The sequence below is a fragment of the Sphingobium sp. JS3065 genome (genome assembly GCF_026427355.1).
In the GTDB taxonomy this organism is placed as follows: Bacteria; Pseudomonadota; Alphaproteobacteria; order Sphingomonadales; family Sphingomonadaceae; genus Sphingobium.
Map to the genome: position 1 here is coordinate 3,277,260 of NZ_CP102664.1, position 16,181 is coordinate 3,293,440.

A 16,181-nucleotide genomic window follows, 5' to 3' on the forward strand; every position below is an offset into this window, starting at 1 on the left:
TCAGGTGCCTGGCGGTGCCGGGAAGGGGGGGTAGGTTCGATCAGAAAAAGGGCGCGCTTTCAGACACCGGCGTCCCCGGCATGCAGAGATTTTTTTCCAACGTGCGCAAATGGAGTGCGCACAGAGACATGCGCACAGGAGCGTTATGACGGCACAGACTGATTGGGTCGCCGTCGAGGGCGACTATCGCGAAACCCGCAAGAGCGTTCGCGAAATCGGGCGCCAGCACGGGGTCCCCGAGGCTTCGATCCGTAAGCGGGCGAAGCAGGAAGGGTGGACCCGCCCCGACATGAAGAAGGTCCGGGCTGCGCATAAGGAGGTTCGAACGGCCGCCAAAGCCCTGTCGACCCCCGCGTCATCCGAGCCTGAAGACCTGGTAACCCGGGGACGAGACATAGTCGGACGGCTGATGGACGAGCTGTCATCGGTGACGGCGAACTATGGCGAGATCGAGGAGATGATCCTCGCCGAAACGGAAAGCGACGAGAACGACAAGCGGCGCGACGCGATGCTGAAGGCTGTCAGCCTGAGTTCGCGCGCTGGTGTTGCCCGGAATTTGGCGACCGCATTCAAGACGCTGCAGGAGAGCGGCGCTGGCGGGAAGAAGGGGAAGAAGGAGCAGCAGGCGGAAGCTGCCCAGGAGATCGCATCGGCTGGACGGTTCGCGCCCCGCCGCACGCCGAAGCTGGTCGTGGATAACGGCTGATGGACTGGACGACTGCCTGTCCCGACTGGCGCGAGCGCATCGTGGCCAGGGAGAGCCTGATCCCGTGCCCGCCGCTGTTCCCCGAAGAGGCGACGGCATCAATGGACGTGTTCGACGCGCTGCGAATCGTGGACGCGCCGGGCCAGCCTACCATGGGTGAGGCTGCTCGCCCTTGGGTCCGTGACTTCGCGTCGAGCATCTTCGGCGCGCTGAACCCGGAGACGGGCCGCAGGGAGATTCGCGAGTTCTTCATGCTCATCAGCAAGAAGAACGGCAAATCGACGGACGCCGCGGCGATCATGCTGACCGAGCTCATCCGGAATGAGCGCCGGTCGGCGGAGTTCCTGATCCTTGCACCGACGATCGAAGTGGCCAACAACAGTTACGGTCCAGCGCGGGACATGGTGAAGGCGGACCCGATCTTGCGGGATCTTCTTCACACCCGCGACCATTTGCGGACGATCGAGCACCGGGAGACCGGCGCAACGCTGAAGGTTGTAGCCGCCGACAGCAACACTGTGTCGGGCAAGAAGGCGACCGGCGTCCTGATCGATGAACTGTGGCTGCTGGGGAAGAACAGCCGCGCCGACGCTATGCTTCGGGAGGCGACGGGCGGCCAGGTATCGCGGCCGGAAGGCTTCACGATCTACCTGACGACGCAGGCGGATGAAGCGCCTGCCGGGGTGTTCAAGACAAAGCTGCAATATTTCCGCGACGTTCGGGACGGCAAAATCAAGGATCGCAAAAGCCTGGGCGTCCTCTATGAGTTTCCGGAAGAGATGGTGGAGCGCCGGGAGTTCCTGAAGCCGTCCAACTTCTACGTCACAAATCCCAACCTCGGCCTTTCGGTCGATCAGGAATGGTTGGAAGACGAGTATCGGAAGATCGCGAACGCGGACGATGGTTCGCGGCAGGTCTTCTTCGCGAAGCATCTCAATGTCGAGATTGGTTTAGCGCTCAGCAACGACGCCTGGGCGGGCGCCCGGCACTGGGAAGATGCGGCGGATCCTGAACTGGTTTCGCTCGAAGCGCTGCTGTCCCGCTCCGAAGTGGTCGTGGTGGGGATTGACGGGGGTGGGTTGGACGATTTGCTCGGCTTGGCAGTGCTCGGCCGTGACAAGGTGACCCGCGATTGGCTGCTCTGGTCGCGCGCCTGGGCCCATGCGGACGTTCTGGAGCGCCGCAAGGAAATCGCGCCGAAGCTGCGTGACTTCGTCAGCGCCGGTGAGATGGTGATCTGCGACATGCCCACGCAAGACGTCATCGATGTAGCCGATATCGTGGAGCATGTGAAAGACAGCGGCCTCCTGCCTGACATTGCGGGCGTCGGCGTCGACGCAGCAGGGATCACTGCGATCGTGGACGAACTCGCAGCCCGAGGCATCGGCGGCGAGCAGGTCGTTGCAGTCCAGCAGGGCTATAAGCTCAACGGCGCCATCTTGGGCGCAGAGCGCAAGCTGAAGGACGGCACGCTGTGGCATGCGGGTCAGGCGCTGATGGCCTGGTGCGTGGGCAATGCCAAGGTCGAGATGCGCGGCAGCGCTGTGCTCATCACGAAGCAGGCGGCAGGGCGGGCGAAGATCGACCCTCTCGCCGCCATGTTCAACGCCGTCATGCTGATGGCGCGCAACCCCGAGGCCAAGACCGAGAAGGCCTACCAGATGATTATCGTCTGATTGGAGTGACCATGCAGAATCGAGCCTATTCGTTCATCACCATCAAGGCGCTGGACGAGCAAGAGCGCGTCATCTGTCATCGGTCATGCAATTCTCCGCAAAAGTGGGCTTTGAAAATTCCCTAGTTGGTGGCCCCTTCATCTCATTCTGCCGGGGCTAGCCCCGGCAGAATGAGATGAGCCGACATTGTCCTCATCTCCTTTGCAGACGCGGAGACGGGGCCGATGATCCGACTTGGAGAATTGATGATGATCCTCGAATTACATCGGCAGGGCGTATCGATATCCGCCATTGCCCGACGCACTGGTCGCGATCCCAAGACCATCCGAAAATATATCGAACGGGGTGTCGAGGCCCCGGTTTACGGCCCACGCATGCTGGGTCGACCGAACAAACTGGCACCCTATCTAGAATTTTTGCGTGAGCGAGTGGTGGCCTTTCCCGATCTGACGGCGGCGCGTCTGACGCGGGAAATCCGTGAGCTGGGGTATATGGGCGCCTATACTGCGGTAAAGCGGTTCCTGGCAGCGATTCGACCGGAAAACGGCCCCAAGCCCTTCGAGGTTCGGTTCGAGACGCCGCCTGGCGTGCAGGCACAGGTCGACTTTGCCCGGTTCGTCGTCGAATTTACCGATGAGCCCGGCGTCAGCCGGATCGTCTGGCTATTCAGCTTGGTGCTGGGACATTCGCGCTTCCTGTTTGCACGCTACGTCATGCACCAGGATCTCCAAACTCTGTTGCGCTGTCATATGCAGGCCTTTGAAGCGCTCGGTGGCGTCCCGATCGAAATCCTCTACGATCGCATGAAAACCGCCGTAACCGGCGAAGATGATCAGGGCCATATCATCTACAATCGATCATTGCTGGCCCTGGCGGGGCATTACCGCTTCGTGCCACGCGCCTGCCGTCCCTATCGGGCCAAGACCAAGGGAAAGGTCGAGCGGCCGTTCAGCTATATCCGCAAGGACTTCTTCCTGGGCCGCAGCTTCCGCAATCTGGACGATCTCAATGTCCAGCTAATCGACTGGCTCGATACCGTCGCCAATGTCCGTGTCCACGGGACGACGCAGCGGATTATTGTTGAAGCCTTCGCCGCCGAGCAGCCTGAGTTGCAGCTGCTCCCGGCGGGTCGCTTTGACGCCGTTCTGAAGCTGGAGCGCCGCGTCAGCCATGATGGGATGGTCTCTGTCGGCGGCAATTACTACAGCGTTCCCGATCGCACTCGGCGCGTCGTCGAAATCCAGCAGTTGCCTGACAAGATCAGGATCGTAGACCTGGGCCAGGTCATTGCCGAGCACCCGGTTCTTGAGGGGCGTCGGCAGTGTAGGATCGATCCTGCGCATCGGACAGGCGGCAGCGGCGCCAAGCGCCGTATCCATGGCAAAGAGGTAATCGCCATCGGTCGTATAGGCGAGCATGTCGCTGTGCGCTCCCTGGCCATCTATCAGGCGATCGGCAGCCAACTGGCGCGGGGAGAACGGCCATGAACCAAGGGGGTGCCGCATCCCGCGTCGATAATATCCGCCGCAGCCTGGTCCATCTCAAAATGCCACGCGCTCTGGAGATGCTCGACGCCACCCTGCGCGGCATAGAGCAGGGCAAAATCGATGGCATCGAGGCCATCGACATATTGCTGAACGAAGAACTATCGCTCCGGGAGAACCGCAGGATCAAGGCGGCCCTGCGCATGGCAAGGCTGCCGATCATCAAGACGCTGGACGGATATGACTTCTCCTTCCAGCCATCGCTCGACCGGAACCGCATCCTGGCGCTCGCTGGCCTGGACTTCATCAACCGGGCCGAGGTGGTGCATCTGTTGGGTCCGCCCGGTACCGGAAAAAGCCATATCGCCACTGCTCTTGCAGTCGAGGCCGTGAAGGCGGGCAAGAGCGTCTACTTCATCCCGCTCGCCGATCTGATCGCTTCACTGACCAAGGCGGAACGGGAGGGCACGCTGCGCGAAAGGATCCGCTTCCTATGCCGATCCGCGCTGCTCGTCGTAGACGAGATCGGGTATCTCCCTGTTACGCCGGGCGGTGGCAACCTGTTCTTCCAACTCGTCAATGCCCGATACGAAAAGGGCGCTATGATCCTGACATCCAACCGCGGCTTTGCCGAATGGGGTGATGTCTTTGGCGATCCGGTGGTGGCCACCGCGCTGCTCGACCGCCTCCTTCACCACGCGGTGGTCATCCAGATCGAGGGCTCCAGCTATCGCATGCGACAGCACGCTGACCTGCTGCCCGAGCATGCGCGCATGGCACCGTCCATCAACCCGCCGCCCTTGCCCAAACGGCGTGGCCGCCCGCCAGCAAAGGAAAATCCCGATCTCCATCACGGCTGATCACCGACACAACCGTCCCGCCAAACTAGGGAATTTTAGATGCCCACTTTTGCGGAATCTTCGGCGCCCGTTGACATCATCGAAGGGATCGCGACGACCCCGGCGCCCGACCGCGTTGGCGACATAGTGAACCCGTTGGGCGCGAAGTTCGCGTTGCCCCTGCCGTTTCTCTGGCAGCACAATCACGATGAGCCGATCGGCCATGTGATCGAGGCAACGCCGACGAAGCAGGGTATCAAGTTCAAGGCGAAGATCGCCCAGACCGACGAGCCGGGCAAGCTGAAGGATCTGCTCGACTTCGCTTGGCAGTGTCTCAAGATGCAGTTGGTCGCGGCGGTATCAATCGGCTTCCGCCCGCTGAAATATTCCTACATCAATGATGGCGGCGTCGATTTTGAAGAGTGGGATTGGTTCGAGCTCAGCGCCGTAACCATCCCCGCCCAGGCCGAAGCCACCATCACCTCTGTGAAGTCGATCGACGCCGGACTGCGGAAGGCAGCTGGCGTTCCTGATCCAGAGCAGCCGATGAAACATATTCCTGTTTTCGACCCGCGTAAGCCGCGTCAGGCATCTAAAGCGCGCGTCGTCAAACTGGATGCACCTGCCCGCGATGGGGCGAAGCCCTTTGTCATCCGCGAAATAAAGCGGAACCGTTAATCAGAAAGGAATGCGCAATGGTAGCCATTGCAGAGCAGATCGCCGCGTTTGAGGCGAAGCGAGCAACGCTCGTCGCCGCGAACGAAGGCATCATGACCAAGGCAGCCGACGACGGCGCCACGCTGGACGAACAGCAGGAAGAAGAGTTCGACGGCAATCAGGCTGACATCGAGGCGATCGACAAGCACCTGAAGCGCCTGAAGGGCATGGAAAGCGCGCTCGCTTCCAAGGCCACGCCCGTCGCCGGGCAGAATGCCCGCGAAGGCAGTGACTCGCGCGCAGGCATCACCGTGAAGTCGCAGCCGAAGCTTCTGCCGGGCATCGCGTTCGCGCGCATCGCTCGTGTGAAGGCTCTGGCGAAGCTTGGCGGCGAAGGTGTCCGAGAGACGGCCCGTCAGCTGTATGGCGAGGACAGTGAGACCTATGGCGTCTTCGCCAAGGCTGCCGTTGGTGCTGCTACCACGACCGGCGCGACGTGGGCGGGTCCGCTTGTAGGCGACGAGACCAGCGCCTTTGCTGATTTCGTCGAGTTCCTGCGCCCGCAGACAATCCTCGGCAAGTTCGGCGCGAACGGCGTTCCGTCGCTCCGCCGCGTTCCGTTCCGGGTTCCCCTAATTGGCCAGTCGTCCGGTGGCGACGGTTACTGGGTGGGTGAGGGTGCTGCGAAGCCCCTGACGAGGTTTGACTTCACCCGCACCACGCTGGATCCGCTGAAGGTCGCGAACATCGCGGTCGCCACGATGGAGACGCTGCGCGATAGCTCGCCTTCCGCCGAAGCGATCATCCGCGACCAGCTGGCGGCTGCTCTGGTGGCTCGCCTGGACACGGACTTCATCAATCCGGCCAAGGCAGCGTCGGCTGGCGTGTCTCCCGCATCGATCACGAACGGCCTGACCTTCATCGAAGCGTCCGGCACCGATGCAGACGCGGTGCGCGCCGACATCAAGGCTCTGTTCGCGGCGTTCATCGCGGCCAACAATGCCCCGACCTCGGGCGTCTGGATCATGCCAGCAACCGTGGCCCTGTCCCTCTCGCTGATGTTCAACCCGATGGGTCAGCCTGAGTTTCCGGGGATCACTATGAACGGTGGCACCCTGTTCGGCCTGCCCGTGATCGTCTCGCAGTATGTGCCTACGGCATATGATGCGGATGGTGCTGGCACCGACTTCGCGGCTGGCGCGGTGGTCGCCCTGGTTAACGCCAGCGACATCTATCTGGCTGATGAAGGTGGAGTGTCGGTCGACATGTCGCAGGAAGCTTCGCTCCAGATGGATAATGCGCCGACCAACAACTCGGCCACGCCGACCGCGACGGAACTGGTCTCGATGTTCCAGACCAACAGCGTCGCGTTCCGTGCTGAGCGCACCATCAACTGGGCGAAGCGCCGTGCTTCGGCAGTGGCGGCGCTGGCCGGCGTCAACTGGGGCTAACAGGGGTGGGCCGGGGCATACCCCCCGGCCCAAACTGACCGGAGGCAACGATGAAGCATCAGTCTTATTATACCCGGGCCATGAAGGCCGGGGATCGCCGCTATGCTCGGATTTTCGGCAAGCTTGGCTATGACACGACGCAGATCGTCGCTGACGACGGTGAGCCGGATCTGGAAGCGCTCAGGTCTCTCTATCAGGAAGTCGTCGGCAAGCGCCCATATCACGGCTGGGACGCGGCTACACTGAGCGCGAAAATCGCTGAGAAGAAGGCGAACGGCGGATGAGATTTCTTGGGCTGACCATCTCGCGTGCTAAAGCCCCCACGGCTCTATCGTCCGTCGACAATCGCGGCGGCTGGTGGCCGGTCGTCCGGGAGGCGTTCGCGGGCGCATGGCAGCACAATGTCGAGGTAAAGGCGGAGAACGTGGTCGCGCATCATGCGGTCTTCGCCTGTCAGACGCTGATCGCCGGGGACATCGCGAAGCTACGTGTGCGCCTCGTCGCCCAGGATAGCGACGGCATCTGGTCCGAGGTGAAAAACCCGGCCTATAGCCCCGTCCTGCGCAAGCCGAACCACTACCAATCGCGCATCCAGTTCATCGAAAGCTGGGTGCTGTCCAAGCTCCAGCGCGGCAACGCTTATATCCTGAAGCAGCGCGACGGGCGCGGCGTGGTAGTTGCGCTCTATGTGCTGAATCCCGACCGCGTCACCCCGCTGGTCGCATCGGATGGCACCGTCTTCTATGATCTGCATGCGGACCCGCTATCGGGCGTTTCGACACAAGTGATCGCTCCCGCCAGCGAGATCATCCACGATCGTTTTAACTGCCTCTTTCACCCGCTGGTCGGACTGTCGCCCATCTTCGCGAACGGGCTGGCAGCGACGCAGGGTCTCGCGATCCAGAACAGCAGCGCCCGCCTCTTCCTGAACGGCGCGCGGCCGAGCGGTATTCTCACCGCTCCCGGCGAAATCAGCGAGCCGACGGCCCAGCGCCTAAAGGAGCATTGGGACAACAACTATTCCGGCGAGAACGCGGGCAAGGTGGCCGTGCTGGGCGACGGCCTGAAGTTCGAAGCGATGGCCATGAAGTCCACGGACGCGCAGTTGGTCGAGCAACTGAAATGGTCGGCGGAAGTTGTCTGTTCGACGTTCCACGTCCCGCCCTACAAGGTCGGGATCGGTGCGCAGCCCACCTATAACAACGTGCAGGCACTCAACACGGAATACTATTCCCAGTGCCTGCAGATCCTGATCGAGGCCATGGAGCTTTGCTTGGACGAAGGCTTGGGCATGGCGGACGGGATCGGCACGGAGTTCGATGTCGACAACCTGCTGCGGATGGACAGCGTGTCCCAGATGGCGGCGCTGAAAGAGGGTGTCGGCGCTGGCATCCTGTCGCCGAACGAAGCCCGGGCGAAGATTGATCGCAAGCCCGTGGCGGGCGGTGAAAGCCCCTACCTCCAGGAGCAGAACTATTCGCTGGCGGCCCTGTCCAAGCGGGACGCGCAGGAGGATCCGTGGGCGGCTGGTCAGCCGAAGCCTCCGCCAGCGGCTTTGCCGGAACCATCGGCGGAAGATCAGGAAGAGGCAGAGCGCGCCATGGTGGCACTCTTCGAAAAGGACCTGCGGGAGGCACTGAATGCTTGATACCAAGGCGCTGGCCGCCGCAACCGCCACGATCGTGCGCGAGCATGTCGACAAGGCGCTGGCTCCGGTGCTGGCTGAAAGGGATGCGCTGGTTGAGCGCATCGCCGCCTTGGAGGCCCGACCTGCACCTGAAACCGTGAAGGGTGAAGATGGGGCGGGTATTGCTGACCTTGTGATCGACCGCGAAGGCGGATTGGTTGCGACCTTTACTGATGGGCGCATGAAGGCTCTCGGGCGCGTCGTCGGCAAAGATGGCCGGGACGGCATGGGACCTGACGATCTCAGTATGGAACTGCTGGAAGACGGCCGAACCGTCCGCATGGCATTCACCAAAGGCGAGACGGAGTTCGCGTTCAACATTCCATTCCCCGTGGTGCTGGATCGCGGCGTCTTCGCCGAAGGAAAGGACTATGAGGAAGGTGACGCGGTGACGTGGGGCGGCAGCCTCTGGATCGCCCAGCGCTCGACCAGTCAAAAGCCCGACAGCGCCGACAGCGGCTGGCGGCTCGCTGTTAAGCGCGGCCGCGACGGAAAGGATGCACGCTGATGGTCGCCCTCATCACCCTCGACCAGGCCAAGGGCGATCTTGGCGTTCTGGACGACGATCATAATGCCGACATCACGCTCAAGATCGAAATGGCTAGCGATATAGTCATGGGCTACATCGAAAAGGATGCCGCTGAGCTCGGCTGGGACGCGGCGTCTGCTCCCGCTCGGATCCGTGCTGCCGCGATTCTCGTCCTGCGCGGCCTGTTCTTCGGGGAGACTGATCCTCTGAGCGAGGCGGTGAAGGCCGTTCTTCGCCGCGACCGGGACCCGGCGATCGCATGAAGGCCCGCAACCGCCCGCACCGGATAACGGTCGAGCGCTTCACCACCACGCGCAACGCCTACAACGAGGTCATCGAGACTTGGGCGCCCTACTGCGAAGCCTATGCCGCCGTCTATTACGGCACCGGCGCGGAACAGCGGCAGGCGGCGCAGGAAGGCGCATCCCTGCCCGCCTCGTTTGAGGTGCTGGCGAACAGCAAGACGCGGGAGATCAGCGTGATGGACCGGATCAGCTTCAACGGCTTGTGGGATATTCGCTCGGTCGCTCCGATGGGCCGGGACGGCATCAAGATCAATGCGGTGAGGGCAGCGTCATGAAGGCAGATATTACCATGCCAAAGGTCATGTCTCAGGTTACAATCGAAGCGACCGTTACAGGCGTCCGCCGTACGCGCATCCGCATCTGGCTTGGTTGTAAGGTTATGATGCTCGCTGCTGCCATAATGGGCTGCAATGTCGAAATGGATATTCGGCCGTGAACGCAAAGGTGATCAGCGGCGGTAAGGCTTTCGGCACGAAAGTCATCTTAGAGGATGGTGGCGAGCTTCGAGGCATAACGCACATTCAGTGGACCGCTGCTGTTGATGATGTTTGCCGTCTCGACGTTCAGGTCATCATGTCCAAGGTTGAGGCCGAGGGTGTCCTGAAGCTCTTTTCAGAGCATCCGACCGAGGGTGGTATCCGGGAGGTGGCGAAGGTCATTTACGCGGATGGCAGTGAGTGGGCGGCAGGCTGATGGGGCAGACGTTCAAGCTGACCGGCATGAAGGAGCTTGAGCAAGCACTTGCCCAGATCGGGGATGTGCCCAAGCGTCGCCGCGTCGGCCTCAAGGCCCTGCGGGCTGGCGGCGAGGCTGTTGCGCAAGCGGCGCGCGCGATGGTTCCGGTGGATCATGGCGACCTGCGCGAAAGCATCGGTGTCAGCACATCGCTCGCCCGTTCCCAGCGCGGAGACCAGGGCGCTGTCGCGCCACTGGAAATACATGTCGGCCCTGGTCAGCATCCGCAAGCGATCGCCATGGAGTTTGGCACGGCCCCGCACTGGATCAAGGCGAAGGCGGGCGGTGTTCTGGCTGCGGGCACGTCTATCTTCGGATATCAGGTTGCCCACCCCGGAACGGCTCCCCAGCCATTCATGCGGCCAGCGTGGGAAGCCGAGCGCATGACCGCGCTCGACCTGATCGGCGCAACGCTCGGGATTGAGATCGCCAAGGCAGCCGCGAGGGCTCCGAAAGGGCAATAATGGAAGCTGATCTTATCGCTCGCCTGCTGGCTGACAGCGGGCTGATGTCGCTCGTCGGTAACAGGGTAAACCCGCTGTCCCGGGTGGATGGAGAGGACCTGCCAGCCATCACATTGATGAAGGTGAGCTCAGGGCGCTCCTACACGTTCGACGGCCCGGACGATTCTGCGGGCGGGCTGTTCCAGTTCGATATCTGGGCGAGGACTGTGGCCGCCGCAAAGGCCATAATGGCTGCACTGCTCAACGCATTAGAAAAACCTGCCGCAGTCGGCGGGACACAGTTCGGCATGTCCTTTCTCCAGTCGGAGCGGGACAGCCTCGAAGAAGTGCCCGGGGAAGGCACGATTTACCGCACCAGCGCGGATTTCCTCATCTGGAGCCACCCTCTCTGAAAGGTTGAATGCAATGGCTAACGTAAAGATCGGCTATGGTGCCGGGCTTTGGATCGCGGATGATACCGACGAGCTCACCGAAATCGCGGAGGTGATCTCGATCGCCCTGCCGAACCCGCAGCAGAATGATGTCGTCGCAACACACTTCAAGTCGCCGGGCCGCTCGAATGAATATGTCGCTGGCCTCATCGACCAGGGCGAAGTCTCGTTCGGGATCAACTATATCGCTGGCAGCGCTAGCGATATGCTGATCAATGACGCGCTGGAAGCTGGCGAACCCCGCGATGTCGTGGTTGCCATTCCTGCGGGCGCTTCGTTCCAGTATTTCGAGTTCTCGGCCATCATCAAAGGCTACGAGAAGGAAATCCCGATCGATGACCGCCAGACCGCGACCATCACCATGCGGGTGAACGGCGCCGTCACGCAGTCTAGCACCAATCCGGTGACCCCATAATGGGGAACGCAATTCGTGGAGAGACCGATTTCCAGGTTGGGGATCGGTCCTTCTCGCTGCTGCTCGATGTCAACGCGTTCTGCGCGCTTGAGGCAGAGCTGGATCTGACGACGGACCTGATCCTTGCTCAATATTCGACGGGAGCGAGCCTCACCATGACCCGCGCGCTTATGTGGGCGGCGCTGCGGGGATCGCACCCCTGCACGCTGGAAGAGGCTGGGCGCATCGTCAATCAGGCGGGCGTGGCGGCGACGAAGGAAGCGATCGAACGGGCGATGGCCAATGCGCTGCCGGAGCCTTACACGGCAAACCCTCCGAAGCGGGATCGGACGAAGAAAGCGGATGGCGCTGGCTAAAGCTCTTTGAGCTCTGGTGCGAAGCCGGGTTCGATCCCGACACATTCTGGAGGCAGACGCCGCGCCTCGTGAGGGCGGCGATCGACGGCTATGGCCAGAGAATACGGTGGCAACATCGGGACCGCATGGCGGCGGCTTGGCATGGTGCGGCGTTCAACAGGGTGAAGAAGATCCCTGCGCTGGACAAGGTGCTGGGCGACCGCCCTAAGGTGCTGGTGCAGTCTCACGACGAGATGCTGGCAGCTATGCAGTCGTTAGCCCGATCGAGTGCGTGATTGAGGGAGGGTAAGCCCTCCCTCTTCATCGCATCAGAAGTTGGACGGCGGCGTCGGAAATGAATTGCCCTGGGCGATCGAGAGAATGAAGAAGATGACAGCGACAGCGTACGCTGCCCGGGCCCACGTCTTCGCTGACTTCAGGTTTTCATCACGGCTTTCGTGAGTTGACGAAGCTGCGATGAACTGAAGCTCCTTTCCTTTGAAAACCAAGTAGGCGCACAGCAGCCATATCGCGATCTGGATCATAGTCTTCCCTTTCGGCAGCGGCTCCACCACCCTGTGGCCCGCAAGCATCGGATGCTGTCATCCCGAAAATATGTCCAGAAATGATTAAGATGGGCCGTGCGTCACGCGACGGCGATACTTTGGAGAACTCCCATCGCTAAGTCGGTCGTAGGCGCACTGCGCGTCACATTGGGGCTGGACTCCGCTCAATTTGAAAGCGGGATCAAGCGCTCCCAGAAATCGGTCCAGACGGTGTCCCGCAGCATGGGCATCGTCGCGAAGGACGTGCAGGGTGTGGAGCGCCAGATCCGGCAATCCGCCACCAATATCAATCAGTCGATGAAGGGGCTGGCGGCATCGCTCGCCACCTACTTCACCGGCCAGGAATTGATGAAGCTCGCGGATGGCTTCACTCGCGTGCAGAACTCGCTGAAGGTCGCGGGGCTGGAAGGCAAGAACCTCGCCGCCGTGCAGTCGCAGTTGCTCGACCTATCGTCGCGCTATGGCGTCGGGCTGGAATCCCTCGCTTCATTGTTCGGCAACGCTACGCAGGCGGGGCAGGAACTCGGGGCGGGTCAGCAGCAGATCGTGCAGCTGACAGAGGCCACCAGTCAGGCGCTGCTCATCACAGGCACGAACGCGACGCAGGCATCTGGGGCCATCCTCGGGCTGACGCAGGCGCTTGCGGCTGGAACCGTCCGGGCAGAAGAATTTAACCAGATCAATGAGGGCGGCCTTCGCCCCCTGCTACAGGCTGCTGCGAACTCCGAGAAGTTCGGCGGGTCCGTGGCGAAGCTGCGCGCCGCCGTCCTGGACGGCAAGGTCAGCAGTCAGGAGTTTTTCGCCGCCATCCTTGCTGGAGCGAGCGGGCTAGAGGGTCAGGCATCGCGCGCCACGCTGACGCTGTCCGGCGCCCTCGAAGCATTGAACAGTCGGCTGATGGTTTACTTCGGCGAGGCCGACAAGGCGAACGGCGTTTCGGCGGCCTTCGCATCAGCGCTCAGCAAGCTGGGGGACAATCTCGACACGATCATCCCTGCGCTGGCCGTGGTCGGAACGGCGATCGGCGCGCGCTATGTGGCGTCGGTTGGCCTCGCTACCGCCGCTACAGTCAGCAAGGTGGCGGCCGATGTGCGGGCCACGCAGTCCGCCGCCGCCCTCGCCGCCGCACAGGCCCGCCTGGGGCCTTTGTTCACCACCAGTTCTGTCGCTGCCAATGCGGCCTCCGCGTCTGTGACTAGGCTAAGCGTCGCCATGGGTGTCGCGGGCAGAGGAGCGACCGCGCTGATGGCATCGCTCGGCCCCATGGCCTTGACCATCACCGCCATCGCTATGGGCTTCGAAGTGTTCAGCGCCGTCAGCAGTGAAGGCGAAGATCGCTTGCTGGCGAATGCGGACGCGGCAACCGAACTGGGCGTTGCCCTGGACGCATCCTCTACTCAGGCCGCCAATGCCGCGCGCGAGCAGAAGGGCCTTGGGTCGGCGGCGGCTGGCGCTGAACCGGAGATGTGGGGCTTCAAGAAGAGCGTCGACGGCCTCACGGAAAGTCTTTGGGAACAGGCGAAGGCCGCACGCGCCGCCCGGCTGGAGCTTGCGAAGCAGAGGTTGGCCGAAACCAGACAGCGTCAGAATGACGCGCTGAACGCGACGCCCGATGGCCGCCGCTTACTCGGCCAAGAAATGAGCGACGCCTTCAAGCGGGGCGATGTCGTTCGCGGTGTCGGTAAGCTCTGGGGCGGAATGGTTTCAGGAGCCTCTAACTTCTTCTCGGGCGGTCGCACCGGGAGGGAGGGCCATCGCGACTTCCAGGACGCCAGCCGCATCGCTGGTGTGCTCGAAAGCGAGATTGACCGGATGGAAAACACTCCCATCGGGCGCGGCGATCTACCCGAGGCGACCGCTGGCGGCGGCGGCGGGATCAGCAAGCCGGACAAGGCGGCCGAGCGAGCAGCGGAGGCAGCGCGCAAACGTGCCCAGCGTGAAGCGGAGCGTGCCGCTGAGGCCCTGCGCCGGTTCACCGATGATCTTGCCCGCGAAAACGCGGACCTGATTTCGACCACTGCCGAATTGACTGGCACGATCGAGGCGCAGCGGGACGCCGACATCAACCAGATCGAAACCGAGCGCATGATCCGCGAGCGCGCCGTCCGCGCAGATGAAGACATCGATGCCGCCAAAAAGCAGCAGCTGGTCGAGCTCAACAATCAGAATGCAGAATCCCGCAAGCAGCTGGCCCGGCAGCAGGCGGACGAGGCAATCCGCGACCGGACCATCCGCGCTGAGCAGATGCGGAATGACCTTGCCATTGAACTGATGCAGCTGTCGGCCGACGCCGCTCGCACGGCTCGGGAGCGACGCGCCGTGGAGCTTCGGATCCTCGAAGCGCAATTCAACGAGGAAGAGAGCCGGCTGCGGCTGGAGGCCTTGTCGACGGATCTGGAGAAAGCGACGGCTGCCCGGTTGCGGCTGGAACAGTTGCCAGCGATGCGGGAAGCAGCGACCGCGCGGGCTGAACGCAGCACGCAGGGGCCGCTCGAAGCCTATCTGGATCGGCTGCCCAAGAGCGCTGAAGACGCCCGCGAAGCGCTAGAGCGTGTGCAGGTGGATGGCATTGACGGCATTGTGAACGGCCTTGCTGATGCGGCGACCGGGGCGCGTTCCCTGGGCGATGTGTTCAAGCAAGTGACGAACCAGATCATCGCCGATCTGATCCGCATCCAGCTTCAGAAGGCGATCGTCGGCGGCCTTTCGAATGTCTTTGGAGGGATCTTGGGCGGCGGAGGCAGCGCGACGGGGGGCGCAGGCCCCGTGATCAACACCGGCGCAATCTCCCGCGCTATGTCAGGGCTACCAAAGTTCAACACTGGCGGCAGCTTCCGCGTCGGGGGCGCGCCAGGCATCGACAAGAACGTGATCGCATTCAAGGCGTCTCGTGGAGAAATGGTGGATATTCGCCGGCCGGGGCAGGATCAGGGAGGCGGCGGCGTAGCCCATATCGTTCCGTCGCCCTACTTCGATGTGATCGTTGATGAGCGATCCGCCGCGGTCGCCGCTCCCATGGCCGTCGCTGGTTCGGTGCAGGCCCGCAGCGCGGCGGGACAAGACATGGCGCGGGCGAGCCGCCGCCGCATTCCAGGGAGGTGAGCATGAAATCAGAGCGGCTGGAGAAATCGAGCACCGAAGAGGACGTCAGGACCGAATCCATGGTCCAGGCCAGCGCAGTTCTGCGCGACTATTCCGGATCACTAACCCCGTTCCTTGGATACCCTGAGCAGAGGATCAATCGACTAGGAAAAAGGCACGCCCTTCGCCTCGCCCTCCAGACTTCAAAGGCTTCATAAATGGCAGTGATCACCATGCCAGACTGGGTTGTCCCTAGTGCGGCCGAAATCTTCCTGCGCGACTTCGGCACTGTCCTCACTCCCTTTCTGGGTGGCCCAGAGCAGCGCATCAACCGGCTGGGCACTAGGTTCGGGATGCGCATCACGCTTCCGCCCATGCCGACGCGCGATCGGGCGCTGGTGGTCCAAAGCAGATTGCTTAGGGCTCGGGAGGATCGATTGCTGATGGAGGTGCCCCAGCCGGACTTAGAGGTGGGCAGCATCGGCACTCCACTGGTCGCTGCGGCCGTGGCCAGCGGGACGGCTGTTCCCCTGAAGGGGATGACGCCAGGAGCGCAGGTGAAGGAGGGGCAGTTTCTGACCTTTGTCCATGCTGGACGTCGCTATGACCACATCTTCGCCGCCGATGGCACGGTGGGAGCGGGCGGCACATTATCGGCTGCCATCTGGCCTTTATTGCGCACGCCCCTATCGAACAACGATGTCGTGGAGATGCCAGCGCGCATGGAGGGCCTGGTCTCTCCGGGGGATGAGATCTCGTGGCAGATCTCCGTTGACCGGCTTGCCAGTTTTTCGTTTACACTGGCGGAAGGTGCCTGAGC

At 62.4% G+C, this 16,181-nt stretch carries 20 protein-coding genes; 19 read left to right on the forward strand and 1 reads right to left on the reverse strand.

Annotated elements, in window-relative coordinates:
* Positions 1–145 precede the first annotated feature (145 nt).
* The 17 genes from NUH86_RS15975 to NUH86_RS16055 all read left to right on the forward strand — a co-directional run bounded on the left by NUH86_RS15975 (position 146) and on the right by NUH86_RS16055 (position 11,735).
* A complete protein-coding gene (locus NUH86_RS15975; protein ID WP_267250401.1) occupies positions 146–706 on the forward strand; it encodes a hypothetical protein in 561 nt (186 codons plus the stop codon).
* Entirely contained in the window at positions 706–2,382 is a 1,677-nt protein-coding gene (locus NUH86_RS15980; RefSeq protein ID WP_267250402.1) for a terminase large subunit, read from the forward strand. Before NUH86_RS15975 ends, NUH86_RS15980 begins: the two co-directional genes overlap by 1 nt.
* A 224-nt stretch (positions 2,383–2,606) precedes the next feature.
* The gene (gene istA, locus NUH86_RS15985) at positions 2,607–3,869 is read left to right on the forward strand and encodes an IS21 family transposase (protein WP_067739295.1); all 1,263 of its coding nucleotides are present in this window, start codon (positions 2,607–2,609) and stop codon (positions 3,867–3,869) included.
* Positions 3,866–4,726, forward strand: coding sequence for an IS21-like element helper ATPase IstB (gene istB / locus NUH86_RS15990; protein ID WP_067739292.1), 861 nt, complete (start codon positions 3,866–3,868; stop codon positions 4,724–4,726). The genes istA and istB overlap by 4 nt, the downstream gene beginning before the upstream one ends.
* A 126-nt stretch (positions 4,727–4,852) precedes the next feature.
* The gene (locus tag NUH86_RS15995) at positions 4,853–5,383 is read left to right on the forward strand and encodes an HK97 family phage prohead protease (protein WP_267250403.1); all 531 of its coding nucleotides are present in this window, start codon (positions 4,853–4,855) and stop codon (positions 5,381–5,383) included.
* Between the two features lie 17 nt (positions 5,384–5,400).
* On the forward strand, positions 5,401–6,813 hold the full coding sequence (locus NUH86_RS16000) for a phage major capsid protein (RefSeq protein WP_267250404.1): 1,413 nt from the start codon (positions 5,401–5,403) through the stop codon (positions 6,811–6,813).
* 50 nt (positions 6,814–6,863) lie between these two features.
* The gene (locus tag NUH86_RS16005) at positions 6,864–7,097 is read left to right on the forward strand and encodes a hypothetical protein (protein ID WP_267250405.1); all 234 of its coding nucleotides are present in this window, start codon (positions 6,864–6,866) and stop codon (positions 7,095–7,097) included.
* On the forward strand, positions 7,094–8,461 hold the full coding sequence (locus NUH86_RS16010) for a phage portal protein (protein WP_267250406.1): 1,368 nt from the start codon (positions 7,094–7,096) through the stop codon (positions 8,459–8,461). The genes NUH86_RS16005 and NUH86_RS16010 overlap by 4 nt, the downstream gene beginning before the upstream one ends.
* A complete protein-coding gene (locus NUH86_RS16015; protein WP_267250407.1) occupies positions 8,454–9,008 on the forward strand; it encodes a hypothetical protein in 555 nt (184 codons plus the stop codon). The genes NUH86_RS16010 and NUH86_RS16015 overlap by 8 nt, the downstream gene beginning before the upstream one ends.
* Positions 9,008–9,292: a phage head-tail connector protein gene (locus NUH86_RS16020; protein WP_267250408.1), complete on the forward strand. Its 285-nt coding sequence runs from the start codon at positions 9,008–9,010 to the stop codon at positions 9,290–9,292. The genes NUH86_RS16015 and NUH86_RS16020 overlap by 1 nt, the downstream gene beginning before the upstream one ends.
* The gene (locus NUH86_RS16025) at positions 9,289–9,609 is read left to right on the forward strand and encodes a head-tail adaptor protein (protein ID WP_267250409.1); all 321 of its coding nucleotides are present in this window, start codon (positions 9,289–9,291) and stop codon (positions 9,607–9,609) included. Before NUH86_RS16020 ends, NUH86_RS16025 begins: the two co-directional genes overlap by 4 nt.
* A complete protein-coding gene (locus tag NUH86_RS16030; RefSeq protein ID WP_267250410.1) occupies positions 9,606–9,770 on the forward strand; it encodes a hypothetical protein in 165 nt (54 codons plus the stop codon). The genes NUH86_RS16025 and NUH86_RS16030 overlap by 4 nt, the downstream gene beginning before the upstream one ends.
* The gene (locus NUH86_RS16035; RefSeq protein ID WP_267250411.1) at positions 9,767–10,027 is read left to right on the forward strand and encodes a hypothetical protein; all 261 of its coding nucleotides are present in this window, start codon (positions 9,767–9,769) and stop codon (positions 10,025–10,027) included. The genes NUH86_RS16030 and NUH86_RS16035 overlap by 4 nt, the downstream gene beginning before the upstream one ends.
* Positions 10,027–10,533, forward strand: a complete 507-nt coding sequence (locus tag NUH86_RS16040) for an HK97-gp10 family putative phage morphogenesis protein (protein WP_267250412.1) — start codon at positions 10,027–10,029, stop codon at positions 10,531–10,533. The genes NUH86_RS16035 and NUH86_RS16040 overlap by 1 nt, the downstream gene beginning before the upstream one ends.
* The gene (gene gp17, locus NUH86_RS16045) at positions 10,533–10,925 is read left to right on the forward strand and encodes a tail completion protein gp17 (RefSeq protein WP_267250413.1); all 393 of its coding nucleotides are present in this window, start codon (positions 10,533–10,535) and stop codon (positions 10,923–10,925) included. The genes NUH86_RS16040 and gp17 overlap by 1 nt, the downstream gene beginning before the upstream one ends.
* A 13-nt stretch (positions 10,926–10,938) precedes the next feature.
* Positions 10,939–11,379 (forward strand): phage tail tube protein, encoded by a 441-nt coding sequence (locus tag NUH86_RS16050; RefSeq protein ID WP_267250414.1) that lies wholly within the window; start codon positions 10,939–10,941, stop codon positions 11,377–11,379.
* Entirely contained in the window at positions 11,379–11,735 is a 357-nt protein-coding gene (locus NUH86_RS16055; protein WP_267250415.1) for a hypothetical protein, read from the forward strand. The genes NUH86_RS16050 and NUH86_RS16055 overlap by 1 nt, the downstream gene beginning before the upstream one ends.
* Positions 11,736–12,043: 308 nt before the next feature.
* On the opposite strand, the gene NUH86_RS16060 is transcribed toward NUH86_RS16055, so the two are convergent.
* The gene (locus tag NUH86_RS16060) at positions 12,044–12,259 is read right to left on the reverse strand and encodes a hypothetical protein (protein ID WP_267250416.1); all 216 of its coding nucleotides are present in this window, start codon (positions 12,257–12,259) and stop codon (positions 12,044–12,046) included.
* 96 nt (positions 12,260–12,355) lie between these two features.
* On the opposite strand from NUH86_RS16060, the gene NUH86_RS16065 reads away from it, so the two are divergent.
* On the forward strand, positions 12,356–15,382 hold the full coding sequence (locus NUH86_RS16065) for a tape measure protein (RefSeq protein WP_267250417.1): 3,027 nt from the start codon (positions 12,356–12,358) through the stop codon (positions 15,380–15,382).
* A gap of 197 nt (positions 15,383–15,579) precedes the next feature.
* Positions 15,580–16,179 (forward strand): hypothetical protein, encoded by a 600-nt coding sequence (locus NUH86_RS16070; protein WP_267250418.1) that lies wholly within the window; start codon positions 15,580–15,582, stop codon positions 16,177–16,179.
* Positions 16,180–16,181: the final 2 nt, after the last annotated feature.